General features: G+C 50.4%; 15 protein-coding genes and 1 pseudogene. 2 read left to right on the top strand and 14 right to left on the bottom strand.

The features are described 5' to 3' along the window. Positions 1-61: 61 nt before the first annotated feature. From ACTVDO_RS09085 to ACTVDO_RS09110, 6 genes are all read right to left on the bottom strand, one after another. Positions 62-1,495: a site-specific DNA-methyltransferase gene (locus ACTVDO_RS09085; protein ID WP_020959546.1), complete on the bottom strand. Its 1,434-nt coding sequence runs from the start codon at positions 1,493-1,495 to the stop codon at positions 62-64. 244 nt (positions 1,496-1,739) lie between these two features. After that, the gene (locus ACTVDO_RS09090) at positions 1,740-4,319 is read right to left on the bottom strand and encodes a DEAD/DEAH box helicase (protein ID WP_235183452.1); all 2,580 of its coding nucleotides are present in this window, start codon (positions 4,317-4,319) and stop codon (positions 1,740-1,742) included. Beyond that, on the bottom strand, positions 4,309-5,589 hold the full coding sequence (locus ACTVDO_RS09095) for an EH signature domain-containing protein (protein ID WP_020959544.1): 1,281 nt from the start codon (positions 5,587-5,589) through the stop codon (positions 4,309-4,311). Before ACTVDO_RS09095 ends, ACTVDO_RS09090 begins: the two co-directional genes overlap by 11 nt. Continuing rightward, complete coding sequence (locus tag ACTVDO_RS09100) at positions 5,589-6,260, bottom strand: OmpA/MotB family protein (protein WP_020959543.1); 672 nt, start codon at positions 6,258-6,260, stop codon at positions 5,589-5,591. Before ACTVDO_RS09100 ends, ACTVDO_RS09095 begins: the two co-directional genes overlap by 1 nt. Then, positions 6,257-8,056, bottom strand: a complete 1,800-nt coding sequence (locus tag ACTVDO_RS09105) for a hypothetical protein (protein ID WP_442901388.1) — start codon at positions 8,054-8,056, stop codon at positions 6,257-6,259. The genes ACTVDO_RS09100 and ACTVDO_RS09105 overlap by 4 nt, the downstream gene beginning before the upstream one ends. 518 nt (positions 8,057-8,574) lie before the next feature. Then, positions 8,575-12,342, bottom strand: coding sequence for an AAA domain-containing protein (locus tag ACTVDO_RS09110; RefSeq protein WP_442901367.1), 3,768 nt, complete (start codon positions 12,340-12,342; stop codon positions 8,575-8,577). A 147-nt stretch (positions 12,343-12,489) separates the two neighbouring features. On the opposite strand from ACTVDO_RS09110, the gene ACTVDO_RS09115 reads away from it, so the two are divergent. After that, entirely contained in the window at positions 12,490-13,050 is a 561-nt protein-coding gene (locus tag ACTVDO_RS09115) for a hypothetical protein (RefSeq protein WP_442901368.1), read from the top strand. Positions 13,051-13,082: 32 nt separating this feature from the next. Here the strand turns inward: ACTVDO_RS09115 and ACTVDO_RS09120 are convergent, their stop codons facing one another. The 8 genes and pseudogenes from ACTVDO_RS09120 to ACTVDO_RS09155 form a co-directional block, all read right to left on the bottom strand. Then, on the bottom strand, positions 13,083-14,048 hold the full coding sequence (locus ACTVDO_RS09120; RefSeq protein ID WP_063166157.1) for a siderophore ABC transporter substrate-binding protein: 966 nt from the start codon (positions 14,046-14,048) through the stop codon (positions 13,083-13,085). Between the two features lie 385 nt (positions 14,049-14,433). Beyond that, complete coding sequence (locus tag ACTVDO_RS09125) at positions 14,434-15,189, bottom strand: iron ABC transporter ATP-binding protein (protein WP_063166158.1); 756 nt, start codon at positions 15,187-15,189, stop codon at positions 14,434-14,436. Further along, the gene (locus ACTVDO_RS09130; RefSeq protein WP_063166159.1) at positions 15,183-16,133 is read right to left on the bottom strand and encodes an iron chelate uptake ABC transporter family permease subunit; all 951 of its coding nucleotides are present in this window, start codon (positions 16,131-16,133) and stop codon (positions 15,183-15,185) included. The genes ACTVDO_RS09125 and ACTVDO_RS09130 overlap by 7 nt, the downstream gene beginning before the upstream one ends. After that, on the bottom strand, positions 16,126-17,073 hold the full coding sequence (locus tag ACTVDO_RS09135) for an ABC transporter permease (protein ID WP_063166160.1): 948 nt from the start codon (positions 17,071-17,073) through the stop codon (positions 16,126-16,128). The genes ACTVDO_RS09130 and ACTVDO_RS09135 overlap by 8 nt, the downstream gene beginning before the upstream one ends. A gap of 436 nt (positions 17,074-17,509) precedes the next feature. Further along, on the bottom strand, positions 17,510-17,761 hold the full coding sequence (locus ACTVDO_RS09140; RefSeq protein ID WP_244956350.1) for an AtuA-related protein: 252 nt from the start codon (positions 17,759-17,761) through the stop codon (positions 17,510-17,512). A gap of 64 nt (positions 17,762-17,825) precedes the next feature. Further along, positions 17,826-18,381: pseudogene (locus ACTVDO_RS09145) on the bottom strand (aldehyde dehydrogenase family protein); the annotation flags it as partial. A 100-nt stretch (positions 18,382-18,481) separates the two neighbouring features. Further along, the gene (gene cysI / locus ACTVDO_RS09150) at positions 18,482-20,203 is read right to left on the bottom strand and encodes an assimilatory sulfite reductase (NADPH) hemoprotein subunit (RefSeq protein ID WP_442901369.1); all 1,722 of its coding nucleotides are present in this window, start codon (positions 20,201-20,203) and stop codon (positions 18,482-18,484) included. A gap of 26 nt (positions 20,204-20,229) precedes the next feature. Next, a complete protein-coding gene (locus tag ACTVDO_RS09155; RefSeq protein ID WP_442901370.1) occupies positions 20,230-22,059 on the bottom strand; it encodes an assimilatory sulfite reductase (NADPH) flavoprotein subunit in 1,830 nt (609 codons plus the stop codon). A 240-nt stretch (positions 22,060-22,299) separates the two neighbouring features. Here ACTVDO_RS09155 and ACTVDO_RS09160 point away from each other — a divergent pair, with 240 nt between their 5' ends. Continuing rightward, complete coding sequence (locus ACTVDO_RS09160) at positions 22,300-23,196, top strand: LysR family transcriptional regulator (RefSeq protein ID WP_442901371.1); 897 nt, start codon at positions 22,300-22,302, stop codon at positions 23,194-23,196. Positions 23,197-23,202: the final 6 nt, after the last annotated feature.

Consider the following 23,202-nt stretch of genomic DNA (forward strand, 5'->3'; position numbering starts at 1 on the left):
GACGCAACGCCTGCTTTATAAAACGCTTTTCATCAGCCTCATCGAGAAACAGCCCGTTCGCCTAGCGAGCGGGCTGTTTTGATTTCTTTTCGAGCCGAAATACGCGAAAGCCAATATCAAGCTTCGTGTTCCCGCTTTCACGGACGATTTTTTCCCCTGCGCGGCGAATGCGCTCGCGGCCGATGTCGCAAATCGTCCGAAATCCGGCTTCATGTGCCGCTGACGTTTCCGCAAGCGGCTCGGGAAGCTGCACCATGAGAAACGACCGCCGACCGCCGTCTTCAGCGTTTTGCTGCATTACCGCATGGGCCGTTGTCGCCGAGCCGGAAAAAAAGTCGAGGATGAGGTCGTCATCTCTCGTGGTCAGCGCCACCATGCGCTGAATGAGCTTCACCGGCTTCGGGTAATCCATCACCGCCAGCCCGCCGAACAGCTCCTTTACCTCTTTTTTCGCCTCCTGCGAATGGGACACCTCATCATGCGTCCAAATCGTAAGCGGTGTCACCGTCGGCTTCACTTCGCTTAAAAACCGCTTCAGGCGCGGCACCCCGTTGCCGTCTTTGCCAAACCAAATGCGGTTGTCTTCCATCAGTTCGGCGAAGCGTTCTTTCGTCACCCGCCAACAATACCCATGGGGCGGCGAAACAATCCGGCCGCCTGGGGTCACGATGTCATAAATTTTTTCCGGAATCGGCGGACCGACCGACAAATCGCCTGACGTCCACGGCCCGCGCGGATCGTTGTCCGGATTGGCATACCGCCCGTCCGCTTCCGGATGGCGCGGCAAGCCGTACCAAGCCAGGCGGTCGATATTTTTCGCGTAACAGAGGATGAAGTCATGGTTGCGCGAAGCGAACTTGTTCATGTTCACAGGCGAAAACGCCCGCTGCCAAATGAACGTGGCGACAAAATTCCGCTCGCCAAACAGTTCATCGCACATTTTTTTCAAATTCGCCTGTTCTGTATCATCAATGGAAATAAACATCGCCCCTGTCTCTGCCAACAGCTCCCGCGCCACCAAAAGGCGCGGATACATCATGTTTAGCCATCCGGCATGAACGCGCGCTTCGTCCGCTCCCTGCCCCCGGGCCGGGGCGTTTTTCTTTTGGCGCCAATGGTCTTTATACGTCAGCACTTTCCCGGTGTTGTACGGCGGGTCGATGTAAATCATTTGAATGGCCCCTGCATGCGACGTCCGCAGCAGCTTTAATACTTCTAAATTGTCCCCTTCAATATACCAATTGTTCGTCGTCTCCCACTGTTTGCTCGCTTCCCGGTCGGGCCGCAGCACCCCGGACGCAGGCGTTTCGGCGAGCCGCCTCGCCTCCGCCTTCCCCGGCCATATAAACTCATACGTTTCCTCTCCCCTATCGCCAAGCTCTTCCCACAGCAGCTTCCAATCGAGGCCCCCCTCTACCACCGCTTTAGGAAAAAGCTTTTTGATCGCCTCCAATCTAGCATCCGACACCGGTCTTCTCCCGCCGGCATTTGCCATGGCACGCCCCCTCTCTTCCCGCGCATTCCCAGCGCAGTGCTTCTTATCGACGAATCTTATTGCCATTATTTCGCCATGGCGCGCCGGTTTCCTTCTTTTTGCCATGAAAACACCCCCGCCCCCGTTTTTTGACCGTTTTCAGACCGTGCACGGTTGCGCGCAGCACGGAACACAAGGCGAGCCAATGAGCGGGAGAAGGCGGCATGGCGGATGGGCGATTCCAAAGACGGGAGAGAAGCTGTCCCTAGACGAGTTGACGTTGTTCCATCATTCTCTCGGCAATGGCTTGCTGGATCTCACGCATGTCAAAAGGGATGATGACATTTTCGGCCAAATGGCGTTTGCTTTCCAGCAGTTCGTGCATCAATTCTTCTACTGTTCCCTGCGGGAAATGGGAACGATCCGTAGTGATAATATGGTAAACATATACATCTTTCCGCTGACCGATGCGATACGCCCGGTCGGTCGCTTGGTTTTCAACGGCTGGATTCCACCAGCGTGTATAATGAATGACATGGTTGGCACTTGTGATCGTCAAGCCGACACCGGCCGCTTTCGGAGATAAAATCATAATGCCGAAACCTTTTGTTTCGTTAAAACGCTGTATGACCGATTGACGATTTTTCGTATCCCCATCAATTACCGGAACGGAAATTCCGTATTTTTCCATGAATGTTCGCTTCAAAAGAAAGTGCAGCTTGCGAAACTCTGTAAAGATAAGCACTTTCTCCCCCTTTTGTCGAATCGTTTCAACGATGCGCAACGTCTCCTTCAACTTCGGCACCTCTGCAGCCGGGAGATTTTCATAGTCGGTGATGACTGCTCCCGGATGGCCGTACAGCTGCCGCAGCCTTGTGATCATATTCAAAATGGCGACTTGTCCACTTTCTTTTGTGGCCAACATCGACCGGACAATCTTTTTCTGCACTGACGACGCCTCGACGTAAATCGGCGGAACAAGGTGTTTTTTAGGCAGGCGGTCATCGAGAATTTGCTGCTTCGTCCGCCGCAAATAGTATGGTTGAATGGCTTTAAGCAGCGAGTTATAATCCGATGTCTCTGCATAGCGGAACCGAAACTCTTTTAACGAACCTAACACACCGGGCTGGACGAAATCCATAATTGCCCAAAGCTCATCTAAGCTATTTTCAACCGGCGTGCCGGTCATCGCCAGACGAAAATGCCCTTGCATGGCGCGGATGGCGCGCGACCGTTGGCTGGCGTGCGATTTGATGTTTTGCGCTTCGTCGCAAATAATCGCTTGGAATTCAATCTTCCCCAACAAAAGCTGGTCAATTTTCAGTGTATCGTAACTGGTCAAAACGAGATCAAACTGTGAAATAATCTGCGACGAAGCCAGCCGCCCGCCCCCTTTATGGATATACAAACCCTCGAGCAGACTTGGAGCAAACTTTTCGATTTCCGCTACCCAGTTCTCGATAAGGGCGATTGGCAGGACGATCAACGTCGGCCTCAGCTGCCCACGAGCCTTTTGATGCAACAAAAACGCTATGACTTGAATGGTTTTGCCAAGCCCCATATCATCGGCCAGCAAGCCGCCTCTTCCTTGCTCCGCCAAGTGGCAAAGCCATTCGAACCCTTCAATTTGATGCGGAAAAAGTTCCGCCTGCAGCTCGGAAGGGAGCGGATAACGACGGAACGGCGCCGCTTGGGCGCTGTCCATTTTGTATTCAAGCTCTTCCTCATTATCTTTAATATCAAGAATATACCGCCGTTTCAACGCTTCGTCGGCATCTTTCGGCAGCTGCAGCAGCTTTCGTCGCAATAAAGGATCTAAGTAAATCCATTTGCCGTTATACTCAACGTATTGTTGGTCTGGATAATTTTCCATCAGTTCGCGCAAAAACGACTCATCGTATGGAACCACAAAACCGCTTTCCTCATCGAACCATTTCATTCCTGCCCCTTCATGAAAAACAGGGCGCACTCGTTCAATCGGGATGAGGCCGCGAACGCGTTCTGAAAACTGATCCAAATCAAGTAAGTAATCGTGCTCAGGCAAAACAGCGGCTGGATTTTCCAAAAACAGCGGTACTTCTTCCCCCATAATATGCCGCTTTTGCTGTAAATGGACAATATCGGCATGGACTCGTGCGGTGCTGATAAACCGGCTTCGGGCATGGCCTTTCTTTACACTGCTGATCTTCTCCAACTGTTGAAGGTGGCGCGTCTCCTCCTCTGTTCTTCCTTTTACAACGAGCTCGATATGGTCAGGTCGGTGCACGGCGATGTCGAGATCATATGTATCAACAATATGGTACGTCTCCGTTTGCAAAAAGTTTTCAAGCTGAATGCCCGCCTCCTTAGCCAGCTGTTGACAAATGCCGATTTTTTCATACCCCGATTCATACGGTTCCAAAAGCGCACGTTTCAGACGGTACACCTGCTCCGGAAGCAGTAGGAAACGATCGGGCAACCCATACATCGCTCCCGCCGACTTCCCAATCCGGTCTAGGTTGCGCCCGCTGGCATCGAATAGCTGCAGAACTAAATCGGCTTCATTAGGCAGCGAACGAAGCAAGAGTTTTCCGCTTACCTTCTCCTCAACAACAGGAAGCCCCAAACATTGGAGCACCTCTTTGGCGCCTTCGTCTTCCAACAATCTATAATACTCATGATACGGCAAGATCGAATCGGCAAGGACGCCGGAGTCGTACAGCTCCTCCCAAGCGACATACTGCTGAAATCCTTGCACTTTATAATATTTTTCGATATCCTCTCTGGCCATAGGCAGCTTCAGCTCAGTGACAGTTTTGCCGTCGTGCAGTTGAAACGAAAAATGAACCCCATCTTCAGTCGGCATCAAAACAGCCTTCATCATTTTCTGTTTCTTTTTGAAGAAGAACATCCCTTTTTACCTCCCAGCCGAGTTCGCGGCGAAGCCATTCGTCAAACTTCCATTGCCATCCGCCATTATGGCGCAGCCAGCCGCCTGGAATTGTCAAATTTCTATCCATCAGCTCGGTCCGCCTTACTTCCCGCGCTTTTAGCCATGCCTTGTTGGCAAACCGCTCCCGTTCGGCGAGCATCCGGTCAATTTTCGGTTGAAAATGGCGTTGAAAAACGTCGGCACGATAGATGTACACCGCCCCAGTGCCAAGCACTTCTATAATGACAACGTCACGGAAATACATAATCAGCGTCGTGCGCTCATCGGTCACGACGACATCTTCAAGCTGCGGGATAAACTTCTCCCAATATTGAAACCGTTCATGGTTTTTATTGACGCCGCCAAAAAAGTCTTTCAGCTCCAGTTTCATAATCCACTGGGCAAACCGACTTTTTTCCTCCTCCCCGACATATCTCCAGAGCATCGGCTTTCTCCGGTACGTTTGCAGCTTTTCAAAAATCAGTTTTCCAAGCGGCTTGACGCGGTTCAGCTTGCACTTTTTAATTAGAGCGTGCGCCATCTTTTGCTGTTGTTCATTTGTTGCCGAAACAAAGATGTCCTGGTATAAATTTTGTTCCTTGAGAAAAAATGATTCGTCAGCCAGCTGGAAAATTTCCATAAGCACGAGTTTAAACAACGGGAAGTTTTTTGTTAGATAAAACGTCTCTAGCTCGTCTAAAATCCCTTTTTCACTTTGATACGCCTCTGTCGCCAAATATACAATCGGATCTCGGCTTAACAAATAACGCCGCCATTTTTCACTTTTTTCTTTTTCCATCCGCTTTTCGATCTTCTCTATGTGGGCAGCATAGGCGTAACGCAAAAGCTTCCAAATTTCGTCCAAATCACACGTTTCATACATCACATCAACCAACACGCGGAACAGGCGGCGCTCATGCTGGATATGGCGCTGAATGGACTCGATCATCGCTTTTTTGATTTCGTCGGGAAGCTCCTTTTTGTACAAGTTTGGGAGAAGAAGCTTCTCGCGCCGCGACAGCTGTTGTACCCACTCTTGAAACGCCGAAACCGGCGCATTGGCTATTTGCGTGAACTGCTCGGACAACCGTTCAAGCACACCTTGATATTTCTCAGCGCTATATTCAACCGTTTGTTTCAAAAGAGGTGGGCGCGCTTCCCGCAGCCATCGTTTCAGCAACACCGGTTCGTACTCATACTTCATTATTCGTTCACCAACTTTTCGATGGCTTTAATGGCTTCATCGTCCTTAAGGCGGAATAAAAACTCGACCCGCCGCGAACGGTCAGGGTCATATTTACCTGTCGCATCTGTCAACGGGCTGCTGAAGCTTCGGCCATTTGCCGTGATGTATTTTTTCGACAACTCCCGTTCTTTAAAGTTCGGAAACTCTTTGCTATAAATATACTCTAAAACGGCATACGCCCGACGCTGCGATAAAGACATATTGTACATGTACGTTCCATTCCGGTCGGTATGCCCCTCAATAATGATGCTTGAAATCTCATTTTGAAAACGATCCTGCAATAAAATCCCCATATACTTAGGAATAAATTGCTGCAAAAACGCCTTCCCCTCCGGGGAGATTTCCGCCGAATCGGATTCAAACAAAATGCTCCCGGGAAAGCGGATGGCCCCTGTTTGCTGGTCAATTTCAATCGCCATATTCGATTGCTTAAACGCTTCGGTCAAAGCCCGGATGATCTCCGTTTTGACGCTGACAACCTCTTCGATTTGCTTTTCTTTTTCTTCGAGCAGTTCACGGTAATCCAGGATGACAAACGTCAACAACAAAGCAAACACCATCAACATGGCGCTCATTAAGTCTGCATAGGACATCCAATAATTGACTTCCGTCCGTTTCCGATATTTCATGTTGAAGCCCCTGCTTTCCATTTATCAAAATGGTCCACCAAGTCTTCCAAATTCTCAATAAAATCCGCCTGCACTTCACTGAATTGATAAACGAGCCCGCTCACTTCCTGCACCGCCTTAGTCAATGTCTCATCAAAATGTTGATACGTTTTGCTTAAACCATTGTCAATATTTTCAGCGAAATCCTTCATCGACAAGTGAAGGGCATCGGTGATTCTTGACAATTGTTCTTTTGTTGTCGCCCAGTTTTGTTGCAGTGCCTCGATTTGCTCCGTCATTTCATGCATATACCCTTTTGTCGTCTGCAGCGCTTCCTCAACCGTTTCCTTTGTTTGCGTCCGGAGCTGCACAAGTTCTGGCAGAAGCTCTTTTTGTGCCTCTTGCATATCAAGCAGCTGCTCCTTTAGCTCGCGGACGCGGTCGAACGTTTCACGCAGCTCGGGAACAAGCGGCGACAGCGCCGCCACAGCCGACTGGACATCGCCAAGCAGCTGCTGCGAATCACGCAACGATTCTTTTTGGACGCGAAGCGACTCGTCAAACCTGTTCGCCATCGTTTGAAACGAGGCGGAAAGTGAGGACGATGCATGGACAAGCTGTTCGAGCAGCTGGCTATACTGCGCTTCAACTTGTGCATTAAAGCGGGTGAACTGATCGGCCAAATCATCATACTTCTGGGCCAACAGCTGGTTGCTTCGCATCACTTCCTGTTGAACCGGAAGCTGGTCTTTCGTCAGCTGCTGCAGTTGGTGGAATGTTTCGCCTAACCCGTTCATCATGCCTGCCGTTTGCTGATAGCTGTCTTTCATTAATTCAAGTTCTGCCGCCATTTTCTCAAATTGCGCAAACATTTTTTCCGTTCGCTCGAGTGTCATCGTCTGCCGTTCTTCTGTATGGGCAAAACGGCTCGTGAACGCTTCAATTGTCTTCATCATTTCCGCTTGCAGCACTTGCGACTGTTGGACGAACTCGCTAAACCGCCCGATCGATTGTTGTGTTCCACCTGTAATCTCATCAACAAGTCGGCTCGTTACATCAGCGCTTGTATTTTTTGTCAACTCAATTTGCGACTCAAGCAACCTCGCCTGTGTTTCCATTCCTTCACGCAGTTGGGCAAACTGGTCATGAAGCTGGCCAAACGCCCGCTGCAAGCTGCCGTGTGACTGTTGAAGCGACAGGGCGATCGGCTGCATCGCCTTCTCAAGCGCATCGGTTAACAGCGTTTTCAAATGGTCGGCTTGACTGCGCGATAACTTTTCCAAACGGTTAAGAAATAGTTCCTCATCGTCCGTGCTAAGCAAAAAGTCAAGCCGCTCGGAATGCCAATCGATATTGCGCTCAAGCGTACCGCTAATCCACCGGTCAAACATCGTCCACGTCAATGAAAGCAGCACGCCCCATACAGAGGTGTAAAAAGCCACTTTCATCCCGTCTAGCAAACTACTAATCCCTGACCGCAGCGCTTCTGTATCGCCAATATGCAGCTCAGCCAATCCGACCGAAAGACCGACGAAGGTGCCAAGAACACCGAGGCTGACATGGATGCCCGCCCCCATATCCATCAACGTTCGATAACCCATATGATGATACATTACATCAACCCCAAAAAATGGTTCTACATTGATGCGCTCGTCCTCATTTTTTTGCGAAACACGATTGTAATATCGTTCCCACAACTCTTTATACTTGGACCTTTTCGTTTGGGCAAAAAGATCATTAATGGTTCGATCGATTTCGTAGGCGCTTCCATCTAAGGAGCGGTTTAACTCGAGCAGCTTCGGCTTCAGTTGGTTCATCACCGCGATTTCCCTTTGAATTCGTATCAACTGCCAGGCAGCCATCACCAAAAACAAACCAAGCTGAAAATAAAGAAATAAATCAGTAAACCCTTTATTTCCAATCTTATTGATTGAGGAAAACAGAGCCTCAAAAACTGTGTACAATGTCACTCACCTTCACTTTCTGTTATGCAAGCAGTCACCCGTTGCCAAACAAAGGTATTCCAATTTGTCCTTCCATTTCCGCCGTCCATCTAGTGCTTCACACGAATGGCAAGAAGCGCTGCTTTCTTCGTTTCTTACAAAAATCATTTTACAGGCGTTAAGACCTATCGGCAATATGTAACAAAATAACAATTATATAGATGATTTGGTCGTCCAAAAGAAACCGCCATGCACACCTCCCCCGTTTTTTGACTGTTTTCGGACCGTGCACGGTTGCGCGCAGCACGGAACACAAGGCGAGCCAATGAGCGAGAGAAGGCGGCATGGCGGATCAAGCAGCCAGTAGCATTGCCGCTATTCACTTTTCTATCTTAACGATCGCGGGAAGCCGCGTGATCGAACACATGGCCGCCGACTCGGTACATTCGCAGCGCGACACCGTCGACCGTAAACGTTTGCGTTTCCCCGTGCCGTGAAGCGTAGTGCTCGAGCCCGAGCATAAAATTCACCCCTTCACGGTATTCCTCGTTGCCGATCACCTGAAGCGGCGGCGACATCAGTTGGCGCGAGAGGAAGAGAATCGCCTTTTTCCGCGCCCGTGTGAGCGAAACGTTGAGGCGGTTCAAACTGTAGATGAACTCCCCTTCCATCACAGCCAGTTCCGGATCGGCGACGCCGTAGCTGATGATCGCCGCATCCGCTTCTTGCCCTTGCATTTTATCAACCGTATCGACGAAAAACGGTGGGCGCAATCGTTGGTGTTCAAGGGCACGGCGGATGGCGCGGATCTGCGCCCGATGCGGCGAGATGATAAACAGCCCGCGGCGCCAAAACGCTTGGTCGCCTTCTGATGAGTCATCGTACCGTTTCCCCTCGCTGTCGAGAAGCCGTTCCCGCAACACCTTCGCGATGCCCGCCACCCAGCGCGCCTCCGCCTCGTTTTCTTGGGCACCGTATACACCGTCATACGTGCAGACGACAAGCGGATAGTCAGGGTCGATCGCCGCTTCGATCCACCCATCGGCCCGGGGCGCAGGGGCGAGCGTCAACGTTTGTTCGGCAATCTGGCGGGTGAACGCGGTATACTGGGAGCTGTAAATCCGCTCGGCCGGGTAGCGGCAAAGCGCCTCGTTCATGCGGAAATTGTCCGTCAGTTGGCGGGTATACCGCTTCTCCACATCCGCGTCAAGCAGCAGGCGGAAAATCGAGTCGAACAGGTGCGGCTCCCCTTCCGCGGCCGCATACGCCCCTTGAATGATTGGCGGCAGCTGGAAATGGTCGCCGACGATAAGCAGCCTGCCTGCTTTTTTGACTTGGCGCTGCGCCAACAGTGAATCGGCCACGCGGATTTGCGACGCCTCATCCAGAATGACGACGTCAAACTCTTCTAGACAGTCTTTTTCATACGCCCTTTGAATGCCGTACAGCGTGGCGCCAAGCACCCGATGCCCGCCGTTGCCCAGCCATCGGGGAAGGTCACGGTCCGCCACCTCGGCGATTCCTTTGGCGTTTTCCGTCTGAATCTCACCAAGTTTCGCGATATGGACGCTGCGCCGCGGCATAAGCTCCTGAACTTTGCGCAGGACGTTTTCGATCGCTGCATGGGTGAAGCCGGAAATAAGAATGGAGAGCTTCCGTCCCCGCTTTTCGTAAATCGCCATAAGCAGCCGAAGAGCGGCGGCGATAAAGTGGGTTTTCCCGGTGCCAGGCGGCCCCCAGACGAGCGTCAACGTATGGCGGAGAAAGTGGAGAAACGCCTGACGCTGGCTTTTTGTCAACCCGCTTCGGCGGAGAAGCGCCTTGACTTCCTCTGCATCCCAGTTGGGACGAAACGTTTTCCGATAGCGAATCGGATCGCGAATCAAGTCCAAGATGCGATGATGTTCCTGATCCAACTGTTGCAACGCCTGCAAGACGCGCGGGGTGGTAAAATCCGCATGCCGAAGCGACAGCCAATACTCCTCTCCTTCCACAAGCGGGAACCGATCGAGCCATTTGGGCAACTCGAGCTTGAGTTCAGCTGTCTTGCCATTATCTTCGATGGCGCGAATGCGGACAAAATAGACATTGGCCCATTGGGGCGGCTTCCATTCACTGGCGTACTTATGATCAGGAAACGTCTGTTGCGCCTTTTCCCCTTCCTCATTGCACTCCGTCAAAATCCAGCTCGCCTTTAGATCGATCGTTTCAAGCGCCTGGCGGTTGTTCAATCGGAACCGATCGCCGCCAAGGTACGTGACATGAAGCGTCACTCCGTTCTCAAGCCGCTCCGAAAGCGGGAGCAGGCGCTTTTGGCGAATATCCAAGTAGTTTAATAGCGCCTCGTAGCGCGCCATAAACGCCAGCTTGGACACAAGCGGATCGCGGTAATCAGCCGAATGAGGAAACGCAAATTTTTCCGGCCAGACCATAAGTGGCGAAGGATCGACGCTCTCGGCCCACGCACGGATTCCTTGAATGATGCTGTGAGCGGCCCAAAGGCGGCGGCTCAGCTCCTTCTCGACCGCTTGCCGTGTTTCCGTGTCCCCTGTTTGCCAGGCATCATGCAGCACATCCAGTTTCATGGCGTTTGTCAAGCGGAACGAAAAGCGCTCGCTCGCCGAGTACAGAAACGGCGAATCATGGTAGGCCGCAATATACCGCGACAAGTCTTCAAGACGGTACGCAACATGCGTCGGCAAGGCGAACAGCTGACTCACAGCCGTTGTCAGCACAACGACAGGAAGCGGAACGATTTCATCTGGATGATCGTTGGCACTTGCTAGTGAGCTGCTATGAAAATACGACAGCAGCCGAACAGCTTTTTCGTTATAGTCTGGATCGAACAAAAGCGCTTGAAGCAGCTGCTGCACATTGTCCCATTCATAGTTGTCGGTGACATACGCCTGCACCGATTTTTGCGACCGCCACTCTCGATCCCGGTTGTAATCGTGCACCGTCTGAAGCAGGCGGTCCAGCGCATCGGCAAACGTTCGGCCAACCGCGTCGCATTCTTCCAGAGAACCAGCAATAACATGATGCATTTCTGATCCCGTTCCAAACACATCTGTTCCACCAACACGGTACAACGATGCCGCCGCAATCTTCCCCGTCAACGGATCGCGTTGCGCGGTGAGAATCAGACGGATGTCTTCCCATATCGGCATATGCGTCACCGCCTGGTCATACGGAACGACCTTTTCCTCCGCAATCGCCTCAAGCTGCGCTTCAAGCCGCCCAAGTTGACGCGCCAATCCAGCGTTTTGTTTTAGGACGTGTCTCGTTTCTTGACGCTCAAGAAGTTGGCGAAACTCTCCGATCGTCTCCGGAAGCTGCCGCTCGCGGATAAAGCGGGACGCATGGCTCGATAAGTACGGAACGAGGGAAATATGCGACTGTTTCCGCGCTTTGTCGAAACAGTAATCATAGAACGGGCACCATTCACAGCGATAATCCAAATGCCAAAACAGCTCATCAAGTTGCTTCCCAGCCAGCGCCGTCAATTCGCCAGCCAAAAACTGCTCAAGAAACGGAAGCAGCTGTCCGATATCTGTCAGCTGCGGCTGCTCGGTTTTGTACGTCCATATCCCGGCTTCGCGCAAATCGACGCTGCCCTTAACACCGTGCTCCTCTAACACCGAGGACAACATCAACGCGTACAGCGCCGTTTGCACGCGGTGGGAAATCTTTAACACATCTGATGATTTGATGTCGATGATGCGGAACACAAAGCCGTTTTGCCCCGGAATGCACTCAATCAAATCCGGACGGCACGCCGCAAATCGGATCACTTTCAGATCCAACCCGTACCGTTCGTAAAAGCGCGGCGGCGCGATCAATGTCGGCTGGTATAAATAGCGCTTGCTCGGCTGCTTCAGCTCGCGGATCGTCTCCTCTTCATCCAAATAGCAGTGGGAAATCGGCGTGCCAGGCTCTCGCTTCCCCATCTTCACCTGGCCGGCCAAATAGGTCGTAATCACTTCCTCTTCCCACTCAACCCCTCGGCGCAGCACACCCTCATGAACCGCGGGCCGCTCAAACAGCTCCTTGGGCACATCGAGCTCGCCGCGCCGCTCTTTCGCCAACGACTGAAAGTAAAAATTCCGCTCGCATTCATGATAAAAATAGCTTGCGATTTTGGCAGGAGAAACGTACAGCATATCCCGATTCCTTTCTTTGAGATTTGGGCCGCTTGATCTATTCATTGTATCATATGTTTGACCGCCTTCCTATATACACCATTCCTGCTTGTTCGACAAGAACATACGTGCTATAATGAAGGAAATTAAGATGAAAGAGGGGCCAACATGAGCGAAGAGATCCTCTTACAACTGTTTGACCGCCTCGGCCATATCGAAGACACGCTGCGTCTCCTCGTCGACAGCCACAAGCGCTTGGAAGCGGAACAACAAGAGATTCGGAAAGAGCAACAAGAGATCCGAAAAGAACAACAAGCAATACGGAAAGAACAGCAGGAAATCCGAAAAGAACAACAAGAAATGCGAAAAGAGCAAGAAGAATTTCGGCGGATCCAGCAAGCTCTCCTTCAAGGCCAAAAGCGGTTAGAAGAAGAACAAGCCCATATCAAAGCCGGCCAAAAAGAACTGTATGACCTAATGTCTGCTCTTCTTCACCGCCAGGATGAAACCGACGCTGCACTGGAAGCCCTCGCCATGGACGTGCATAAACTTCACGGTGAAGTCTCTTCCATCCATCAAAGGCTCGACTCCTTAGAGAAAAAGGTTGACGCCCATGTCCAATCATTCACCGACGAGCTGAACAACGCAAAGCTTGATATCGCCTTCCTCTCAAACAAAGTCATCGAACACGAACGGGACATCTATAAAATAAAACAGGTCATTTTATGAATACAGGCGGGCCGTCTAAGCCCGCCTGTTCCTCATTTCAATCCTTCTTCTACTTGTTTGATCATTTCTGATACCGATGTCAGACCGCCCCCCGACAAATACCAATAATTCGGGTCCAAGTACACAATATGGCCGTTTTGATATGCCTTCGTCTTTTTCACGAGCGCGTTTTCAATCGTTTGTTTCGCTGTCGGTTTTCCTTCGACAACGGCGTCACGGTCAATGACAAACAAGTAATCCGGATTTTGCTCGGCAATGTATTCAAACGACACGTTTTGCCCGTGCGGTGTATCCGCTTTTAAATTCGGGTCAACGGCCTGGACGCCAAGCACATCATGGATAATCCCAAAGCGTGACCCTTTTCCATATGCACTCACTTTCCCACCGGTCGTTAAAATGATCAACGCTTTTTTGTCGCCTGCTTTCGCTTTTACGGAGTCAATTTGTTTTTGGATATTCTCCAATTCTGCAGCGACTTCGTCTTTCTTATCAAAGATTTGCCCCAATAATCTCATGTTACTGGAAAAAGAATCAAGATAGTTTTTCGTATCAACAGCCATGTACACCGTCGGTGCAATTTCGCTCAACTTATCATACAGCTTGGCTTGACGTCCGGAAATAAAGATGACATCCGGCTGAATTTCACTTAATTTTTCAAAGTCCGGTTCCTGTAAACTCCCGACGTTTTCATAGCCACCGCTTTTATATTTTTCCAAATACGATGGCACGTTCATTTGCGGCAAGCCCGTCACGTTTACCCCTAAGCGATCAAGTGTATCGAGCACGCCAAAATCAAACACAACGACTTTTTCTGGATTTTTCTTCACTTTCACCTCGCCAAGTTCATGACTGACAGTGATCTCTTCGACTTGAACTGTTTTTTCCTCGTTGTTGTTATTGCTCGTATTGCCGCTTGCCTTTTCACTGTTGCCGTTTCCGCAAGCCGCTAATACAACAAGAAGCAAGGCAACAACAACCGATAACCACCGCTTTTTCATCAGCTTTTCCCCCCATTTGTATGATGATCGACATAATCAATATGTTGACAGCTTTTTCTCCTGCTTAGCCAGGGGCGCCCAATCTTGCCTAAGCAAATGCAAAAGCTGAATCAACCATAAGAATCTAGAAGGCCGGTGATGAAAGGAGCAAGTCGCTTTACTGCCTTGTTTCTCAAATGGAGAAACTTTGCGGCATCGGCTTCTCATTTCACGCGATCTAACGTCAGCTAGGAGTGATCGTTGTTTTTCACCAGCCTTGTTGAAAACCATGCACGTCATGCCGACAATGAAACGGGCGCACAGTCCGCCACGTTATGGATCACACAAGCTACATCTCGTCTGAATAAGTCTTCTAGCCATATTCGCGCCATTGCAATGACTGGTCTTAAAAATATACACAAATGCGTCTGTTCTCAATCGTTTGGATATGAACATCCATATCGTAAATGCCACGCAGTACTTGGCTGCGCATCATGGTGGATACATCGCCTTCGGAAACGACTTTTCCATCCTTTAAGGCAACGATGTAATCGGAATAACAGGAAGCGAAATTGATATCATGCATGACGATAACAATCGTCTTATCCAGCTGATCCACTAAGTTGCGCAACACTTTCATCATTTGCACCGAATGTTTCATATCTAAATTGTTTAGCGGCTCATCTAAAAAGATGTAATCCGTATCTTGCGCAAGCACCATGGCAATATACGCCCGCTGCCGCTGTCCGCCGCTCAATTCGTCGAGATAGCGGTGCTGTAGGTCATTAAGCTCCATGTAGTGAATGGCTTCGCGCACATATTCGTTATCTTGGCGCGTCAGTCGGCCGCGCGAGTACGGAAATCGGCCGAATGAAACGAGTTCCTTCACTGTCAGACGAGCGGCAATATGGTTTGACTGCTTTAAAATCGAAATCTTTTTCGCTAGTTCCTCTGTCCGATAATGGCTGATTTCTTTTCCATCGATCCATACTTCACCGCTATCTTTTGGAATGAGGCGGCTCATGATGGAAAGCAATGTGCTTTTTCCCGCTCCATTCGGACCAATCAGCGATGTCAATTGACGCCGGGGAATCGAAAGCGACACTTGATCAACGACTTTTTTTCCGCCGTATCGTTTCGATACTTCTTTTACTTCTACCATGCTTTTCGCTCCTTTAACAACAGATATAGGAAATATGCTCCACCTACCATATTGATAATGACGGACAATGTCGTCGAAAACGTGAACACCCGCTCAACTACCCATTGACCACTGACAAGAGCGATAACACCAAACAACGCCGCCCCTACGAACAAATACCGATGTTCATACGTTTGAAAAAACGCGTAAGCGACGTTCGCAACAATCAACCCGAAAAACATGACTGGTCCAACAAGCGCCGTCGATACGGAAACGAGCACGGCGATAATCATCAACATCCGCTTGACAACCGTCTCATAGGAGACGCCTAAGTTAATCGCGTGATCTTTTCCGAGTGACAATACGTCGAGCTCGGGAAGATGCCGGTATGTGTACCATATAGCAATCACAATGACAATGCCAGCCGGCCAAAGCAACTCGGTTTTCATATTGTTGAAACTAGCAAACATTCGGTCTTGGATAATCGAAAATTCATTCGGGTCAATCAAATATTGCATAAACGATGTCACACTTTGAAAAAACGTCCCCAGAATCATCCCGGCAAGCAGGATGAAATACACCGTCTGCCCTTCCCGCCGAAAGAGGAAAGAATAGAGAAGAATCGAAAAGCCAATCATGCTCCCAGCGGAAAGGAGAAAATGCACCGTATCGTTCATCATCGTCAATGTCGTCGACCCGAACAAAAACACAATCGCTGTCTGAATTAACATGTACACAGAATCAAGTCCAATAATGCTTGGCGTTAAAATCCGGTTGTTCGTTATCGTTTGAAACAAAACGGTTGAAATCGCTCCCGCCCAGCCAACGAGCACCATCGCCGTCACTTTTTCACCGCGGGAGCGTAAAATATATTCAATGTTGCCGCGCAGCTCAGTAAGCAAGAACAACGCAATAAAAGCTAAGGCCAGTACAACGAGCACTGCTGTTTTCATCCGGTTAGACATATTGCTTCGTTCTCCTTATAAGCAAATATAAAAAGATGCCGCTCCCGATCACCCCTACTGTTAAGCCGATCGGAATCTCATATGGATAAATGACAATCCGACCGAGCAAATCGCAAACAAGTACGAACAACGCCCCAGCAAGCGCAGTTACCGGTAATACTTTGCGTAAATGATCGCCATAATACATTGACACAATATTCGGAATGATCAACCCTAAAAACGGCAGAGAGCCGACCGTCAACACTTCAATCGATGAAATGATCGCAACAATGATCAGTCCTGTATACACAATCGATCGGTAACGAAGCCCTAAATTCGTGGCCATCTCTTCTCCCATGCCTGCGATGGTAAACCGATTGGCATACGCGTAAGCGACCACCATAAGCGGGACGCTAATGTATAACATCTCATAGCGTCCTTGCATCATAACCGAAAAATCGCCTTGTAGCCAAGCGGACAGCGATTGGATCAAATCATATTTATACGCCAAAAACGTTGTCACCGAGCCGACGATATTCCCAAACATGAGACCGACAAGCGGAATAAACACCGAATCTTTATATTTGACACGATCTAACACCGTCATGAACAACAGTGTTCCAACAAATGCAAACAAAACAGCAACAGCGGCCTTGACGATGGGCGCAGCCGAAGCGAACAAAATCATGGACACTAATAGCCCAAGCCGAGCCCAGTCCATCGTTCCTGCCGTCGTCGGCGACACGAACTTGTTTTGGCTAAGCTGTTGCATAATTAAGCCGCAAATGCTGACGCTCGCCCCAGCGATGATGATGCTGACGAGCCGCGGCAGCCGGCTGATCAAGAAAATTTCCCACGCATCACGATCCCTCTCCCACAGCTCACGGGGCGATAAATCATGTACCCCGACAAATAAGGAAAGAAGCGATAATCCAAAAAGCAACAACACCCATTTTTTCATCGTCCTCATCCTACCGTTTGTCTTCTTTTATCTGCGCTCATCCCATCCGTCCAACCGTTCCATAAAAACTAAATGAGGCGACAACCGAGCGCGATTTGACTATGTATCCTTTTTCTTTCTGTTGTCCAACCTCTCGCCGAAGCATTCAACCACGCTTGGCTTCTTAGCTCCCATTTTTCTACCTCTCAACTAAGCATGTAGAAACCAATACGTCGACAAATTATTTTGAAATAGATAATCATTATCACTAACACAGATTTATTCTAATTGATAAAAATTATCGTTGTCAATATATTTGATGGTTTTTTTTTCATTTTCTCATTTTTTTCTCATTTCGAATGCTCCTCACCACGAAAACAGGCAGGCCCACCTCGGCCTGCCTGATCGCTCACAGAGCATGATATAGGATTGAGATAGAGAATGACATTCCCCCTTGCTATATGCCATTGGCCAGATCGATCTGCATCGTCAGCAGAGCATAGCTTAACGTTTTGCCGTGCGGATCAAGGGCCAGCGAAGTGGTGACACCACCATCGAGTGCGTTGTGGCAAACAAACTGCAGCGCTGCAATGTTAGGAAGCTCGTAGCGAACGATCTCTCCTTTCACAATGTCGCACAAATGATCCTTCACTTTTCTGTAAAGCAAAAAACAGCTGTTCTGAAAGGCTGCTTTCTTCAAGAGAAACAAAGCATTCTCCTCCTGCCTATATAAAAAAGGGCCCCGCTGCATGGAGACCCCTTTGGCTGCTTTCTTACCCTTTGACAAAGACGGTTTTGATGGCAGTGAAAAATTCAATGGCCGCCCGTCCTTGTTCCCGCGAATGGGAGCTCGATTGCTTCATGCCGCCAAATGGCGCCTGAAGCTCGACGCCAGCGCTTTCTTCGTTAATCCGCACGAGCCCGGCTTCAATATCTTGGATAAACGTTAACATTTTTTCCAATATTTCGGGTGAAAATCGAGGCGCTGAGGTCAAACGGCGTGTCATTGGCTAAAGCTATCGCTTCTTCAAACGTGTCCACTTTGATTAAGGCGAGCACCGGCCCGAAAATTTCCTCGCGGGCGATCGTCATGTCTGGGGATACATTTTCAAACACCGTCGGCTCCACATAAAATCCGTTGGCCAACTCCCCATCGTCCAAGCGGCGGCCGCCACAAAGCAATGTCGCTCCCTCTTCGATCCCTTTTTCGATATAAGAAAGAACCGTCTCTAATTGCTTTTGGCTGGCACATGGCCCCATCCACACGTCTTCTTCCAGTCCGTTGCCGATTTTCAGCTGTTTGATCTTCGCTAACACTTGTTTTTTAAATTCAGATTCATTCAATGGCATTTACCATCTTGACAGAGAAGCGACAAAAAACCGGCCTCCCCAATACAAGGGAGACCGGTCAGGATGAATCCGCATCAGTTTAATCGTGAAAATTCGTCCCATCCGTCACTTCTTTAACGATGCCGGCGCGGATGACGAAGTCGCCGAAATGTTCGCCGTCAAGCCGCTCTTTCGCATAGCGGGACAAAAGGACGCGCAGTTCGCGCAAAATGTCTTCTTCGCCGATGTTTTCGCGGTACAGTTTGCCAAGGCGCGTGCCGTTGAACGCGGCTCCAAGGTACATGTTGTATTTGCCGACCGCTTTGCCGACGAAGGCGATTTCCGCGAGCACGTGGCGGGCGCAACCGTTCGGACAGCCCGTCATGCGGATCGTGATTTCTTCGTCGCGCAAACCGTTTTCATCGATAATTTCCTCGATTTTATCGAGCAGTTTCGGCAAGTACCGCTCCGCTTCCGCCATCGCCAAACCGCACGTCGGCAAGGCGACACAGGCGAGCGCGTTGCGGCGCAAGGCGGTGTACCGGCGGCCGTCGGTCAAGCCGTATTTGGCGATGAGCGCCTCGATTTCCGCCTTTTTCTCGCTCGTGACATTGGCGATGATCAAGTTTTGGTTTGGCGTCAACCGGAAATCGCCGGTATGGACTTTCGCGATTTCGCGCAGGCCAGTCATCAGCTTGTAATCGTCGTAGTCTTTGACGCGGCCGCCTTCGACAAAGAGCGTGAAATGCCATGTCCCATTGACGCCTTCGACCCAGCCGTAGCGGTCGCCGCTATGCTCGAAATGGTACGGGCGCGCTTCGCCGAGCCTCCAGCCGAGGCGGCGCTCAATTTCTTCTTTCACCGCTTCCAGCCCAAGCCGATCGATCGTGTATTTGAAGCGGGCGTGTTTGCGCGATGAGCGGTTGCCGTAGTCGCGCTGAACGGTCATAATTTTCTCCGCCACCTCAACGGCTTGATCCGGCTTGCAGAAGCCGATCACTTTCGCCAGTTGCGGATACGTCGTTTTGTCCCCATGGGTCATTCCCATGCCCCCGCCGATGGCGACATTAAACCCGGCAAGCTTGCCGTCTTCGACAATGGCGATGAACCCGATGTCTTGCGAGAACACATCGACGTCGTTCGACGGCGGAACGGCGATGCCGATTTTAAACTTCCGCGGCAAATACGTCGGTCCGTAAATCGGCTCTTCTTCGCCGTCAACCGCCGGCGTCCCCGCCACTTTCTCGTCGTCCAGCCAAATTTCGTAATACGCCCGCGTCCGCGGCAACAAATGGTCGCTGATCAGCTTTGCCCACTCATATACTTCCGCATGCACTTCCGACTGGTACGGATTCGGGTTGCACATGACGTTTCGGTTGACGTCGCCACACGCCGCAAGCGTCGTCATCAGCGCGTTGTTAATGGCTTGCATCGTTTTTTTCACGTTCCATTTCAGGACGCCGTGCAATTGGAACGCTTGGCGCGTCGTTAATTTTAACGTGCCGTTCGCGTACTTGCGGGCGATTTCGTCCATGACAAGCCACTGCTCCGGCGTCGCCACCCCGCCCGGTGTGCGGACGCGAATCATGAACTGGTACGCCGGCTCCAATTTTTGTTTTTGCCGCTCGGTGCGGACATCACGGTCGTCTTGCAAGTAGCTGCCGTGAAACTTCATCAGCCGGTTGTCATCATCTGGGATGCCCGCGCTGAGCGGGTCTTCCATCGTTTCGGCAAGCGTGCCGCGCAAGTAACGGCTTTCCTGTTTAATGCGCTCGACATCGCTTGGCGGTCCGTCCGGCGCTTTTAACACGACTTTCGCCATTTCCGATTCCACTCCTTCTTTAGAGATTAATAGACGTCGCGTTGGTACCGTTTTTGCTTTTGCATTTCCGTCAAATACGCTTCCGCCTGTTCGCGGCTCATGCCGCCCTCTTTTTCGATAATCTCGATCAACGTCTGATGAACGTCGCGCGCCATGTGTTGCTTGTCGCCGCAAACGTAGACGACAGCACCTTCCTCAAGCCAACCGAACAGCTCTTTGCTTCGTTCAAGCATCCGGTGCTGGACGTATACCTTTTTCTCCGTATCGCGCGAGAAGGCGACATCCATTCTTGTCAGCACACCGCTTTTCAGCCATGCTTGCCATTCGGTTTGATACAGGAAGTCAGTCACAAAATGCTGGTCGCCAAAGAAAAGCCATGATTTTCCGTTCGCTCCTGTCGCCTCGCGCTCTTGCATAAAGGCGCGGAACGGCGCCACCCCCGTGCCCGGTCCGACCATAATGATCGGCGTCGACGGATCTTTCGGCAGCTTGAAGTTCGGATTCGGTTGAATAAAGACCGGGAGCGTATCACCGATGTGAATGCGCTCGGCACAGAACGTCGAGCACACCCCTTTGCGCAGGCGGCCGTAAGACTCATAACGAACCGCACCGATCGTCAAATGCACCTCGTCCGGATACGCAGCTAAGCTGCTCGCGATCGAATACAGACGCGGCGGCATTTTTCGCAAAATGGAAATGACTTGTTGCGGCGCAGCGTCCCACGGGCCAAAATCGCGCAGGGCATCGAGCAAGTCGCGGCCTTTGGCGTATTCTTTTAATTTCGCCTCATTGCCCGGAGCAACAAGCTCTTGAAGCGCGCTGTTTTTCGATAACGGCGCCAGTTTTTGCAGCAGTGCTTTCGTCAAAACGGTGATTTCAAAATGGGACGTGAGCGCTTCTTTCAGCGACCGCACTTCTCCGTCCTTGTCAATCGTCACTGTTTCTTCCGGGTTCCATTTCATTTCTTGGATGACAAGGTCAACAAGCTCTGGATCGTTTTTCGGGAAAATGCCAAGCGCATCGCCCGGCTCATATTTCAAACCCGATCCTTCGAGCGACAATTCGAGATGGCGCGTTTCTTTATTCGATCCGCGGCCGTTTAAGTTAATGTTTTCCAACACCTCAGCTAGGAACGGGTTTTTCCGCGAATAGACGACGGCAGGCTCAGCTTTCGGCGCCGCAGCCACCGCCGACAAGAGCGGAGTTGTTCCACCGTTGGCATTGGCTTGTTTGCTCAACTCGCCAAGCACGCCATCGAGCCATTTCGCCGCTGCTTCCTCGTAATCGACATCGCAATCGACGCGTGCATAAAACCGCGTTCCGCCAAGCTCCTCCAACCGCTTATCGAAATCTTTCCCCGTCTGGCAAAAATGCTCGTACGACGTATCGCCGAGCGCGAGGACGGAGAAACGGAGATGATCCAGTTTTGGCGCCCGCTTGCTGTGAAGAAATTCGTAAAACGACACAGCGTTGTCCGGCGGATCGCCTTCCCCATGCGTGCTCACAACAATGAGCAGCGTCTCCACTTTCTTTAATTCGTTCGGCTTAAAATCAAGCATCGACGACACTTTCGCCTCAAAGCCTCGCTCCTTGAGCGCCTTGCCGGCTTTTTCAGCCAACTTTTGCGCGTTGCCGGTTTGTGAACCGTAAAGAACAGTCACTTCTTTCGAAACCGGCTTGCCACCCCCGGCAAACAGCGTCGGCGCCTCGGCATCGAGAACGCTCACCGCGGTCTCGGCTGCGGCCAAATACCCGCTCAGCCACAGCTTTTGCGACGGCGTCAACGTCGGCAACAAACGGTTCAGGAGCTCGATCTGCTCCTGACTAAACGGACTGTTAGTGACTTGCAGCTGCAACGTGTCCACCCCTCAATATAAAATAGAATGATGGCGGAATTTCTTTCTGAACTTTTATCGGTGTGGCCGCCAAACATCCATTATTCCTATAAAACAAGTAGGCTTTAAATGTTATATCATATTTACACTTTACCGCAAAACAAAACATTAGTAAAATAAATATAAATTATTAAAACTATTAATATTTCTAATCAATATCTACGCTTGGATGAAGCCATCACGGGCAGGGGGGGAATGAGTATGTATTATGACGAATTAAAAACGTTTATTACGTTGGCAGAAGTGAAAAATTTCACAAAAACAGCTGAAATCCTCCACCTCTCCCAGCCGAGTGTCAGTTTGCACATTAAAAATTTAGAAAAGGAGTTTCAAACCAAACTGTTCATCCGTTCCCCGAAACGGCTGCGCATGACGCCAACCGGTGAACTTCTGTATGACCGCGCCAAACAAATGATGGCGCTTTATGAACAGACGAAACAAGACATTTTAGAGCATCACCACTCGGTGAAAGGCGAATTAAAAATCGGCGCCAGCTTTACGATTGGGGAGTATATTTTGCCGCCGCTTTTGCCCGATTTCCAAAAGCGCTATCCAGAATTGGAGCTTGAGGTGATGATCGGCAACACAAAAGAAATTGTCGAACTCGTCAAATCGTATCAAGTCGACATCGGCTTGATCGAAGGGCAAACGAACGAAAAGGAACTGTCCGTTCACCCGTTCATGCAGGACGAACTTGTCATCGTTGCTTCAAACTGCCACGAATTGGCACAAAAAGAGGAAGTGACGATCACCGATTTGCAAAATGAAGCATGGGTAGCACGCGAAATCGGTTCCGGCACACGCGAATACTTCAACCACTTCATCCGCTCAAACGGATTAAAGGTGAAATCGCTCATGATCATCAGCAGCAACCAAGGCATTAAAGAAATGTTAATCAACGGCAACGCCTTGTCCTTGTTGTCGCGCAGCGTCGTCGCCCGCGACATCGAGCACGGCCACCTGTCCATCGTTCGCCTGAAGCACCCGCCGTTTTACCGGATGCTTTCTTATATTTATTCGCCGGTTATGGAAAACAAACAAAGCGTCCGCATTTTCCTTGAAACGTTGCAAACCAACTGGACGGGCGCCAACAAATAACAGAAG

Source organism: Geobacillus sp. BK01, from assembly GCF_052220245.1.
Taxonomy (GTDB): domain Bacteria; phylum Bacillota; class Bacilli; order Bacillales; family Anoxybacillaceae; genus Geobacillus.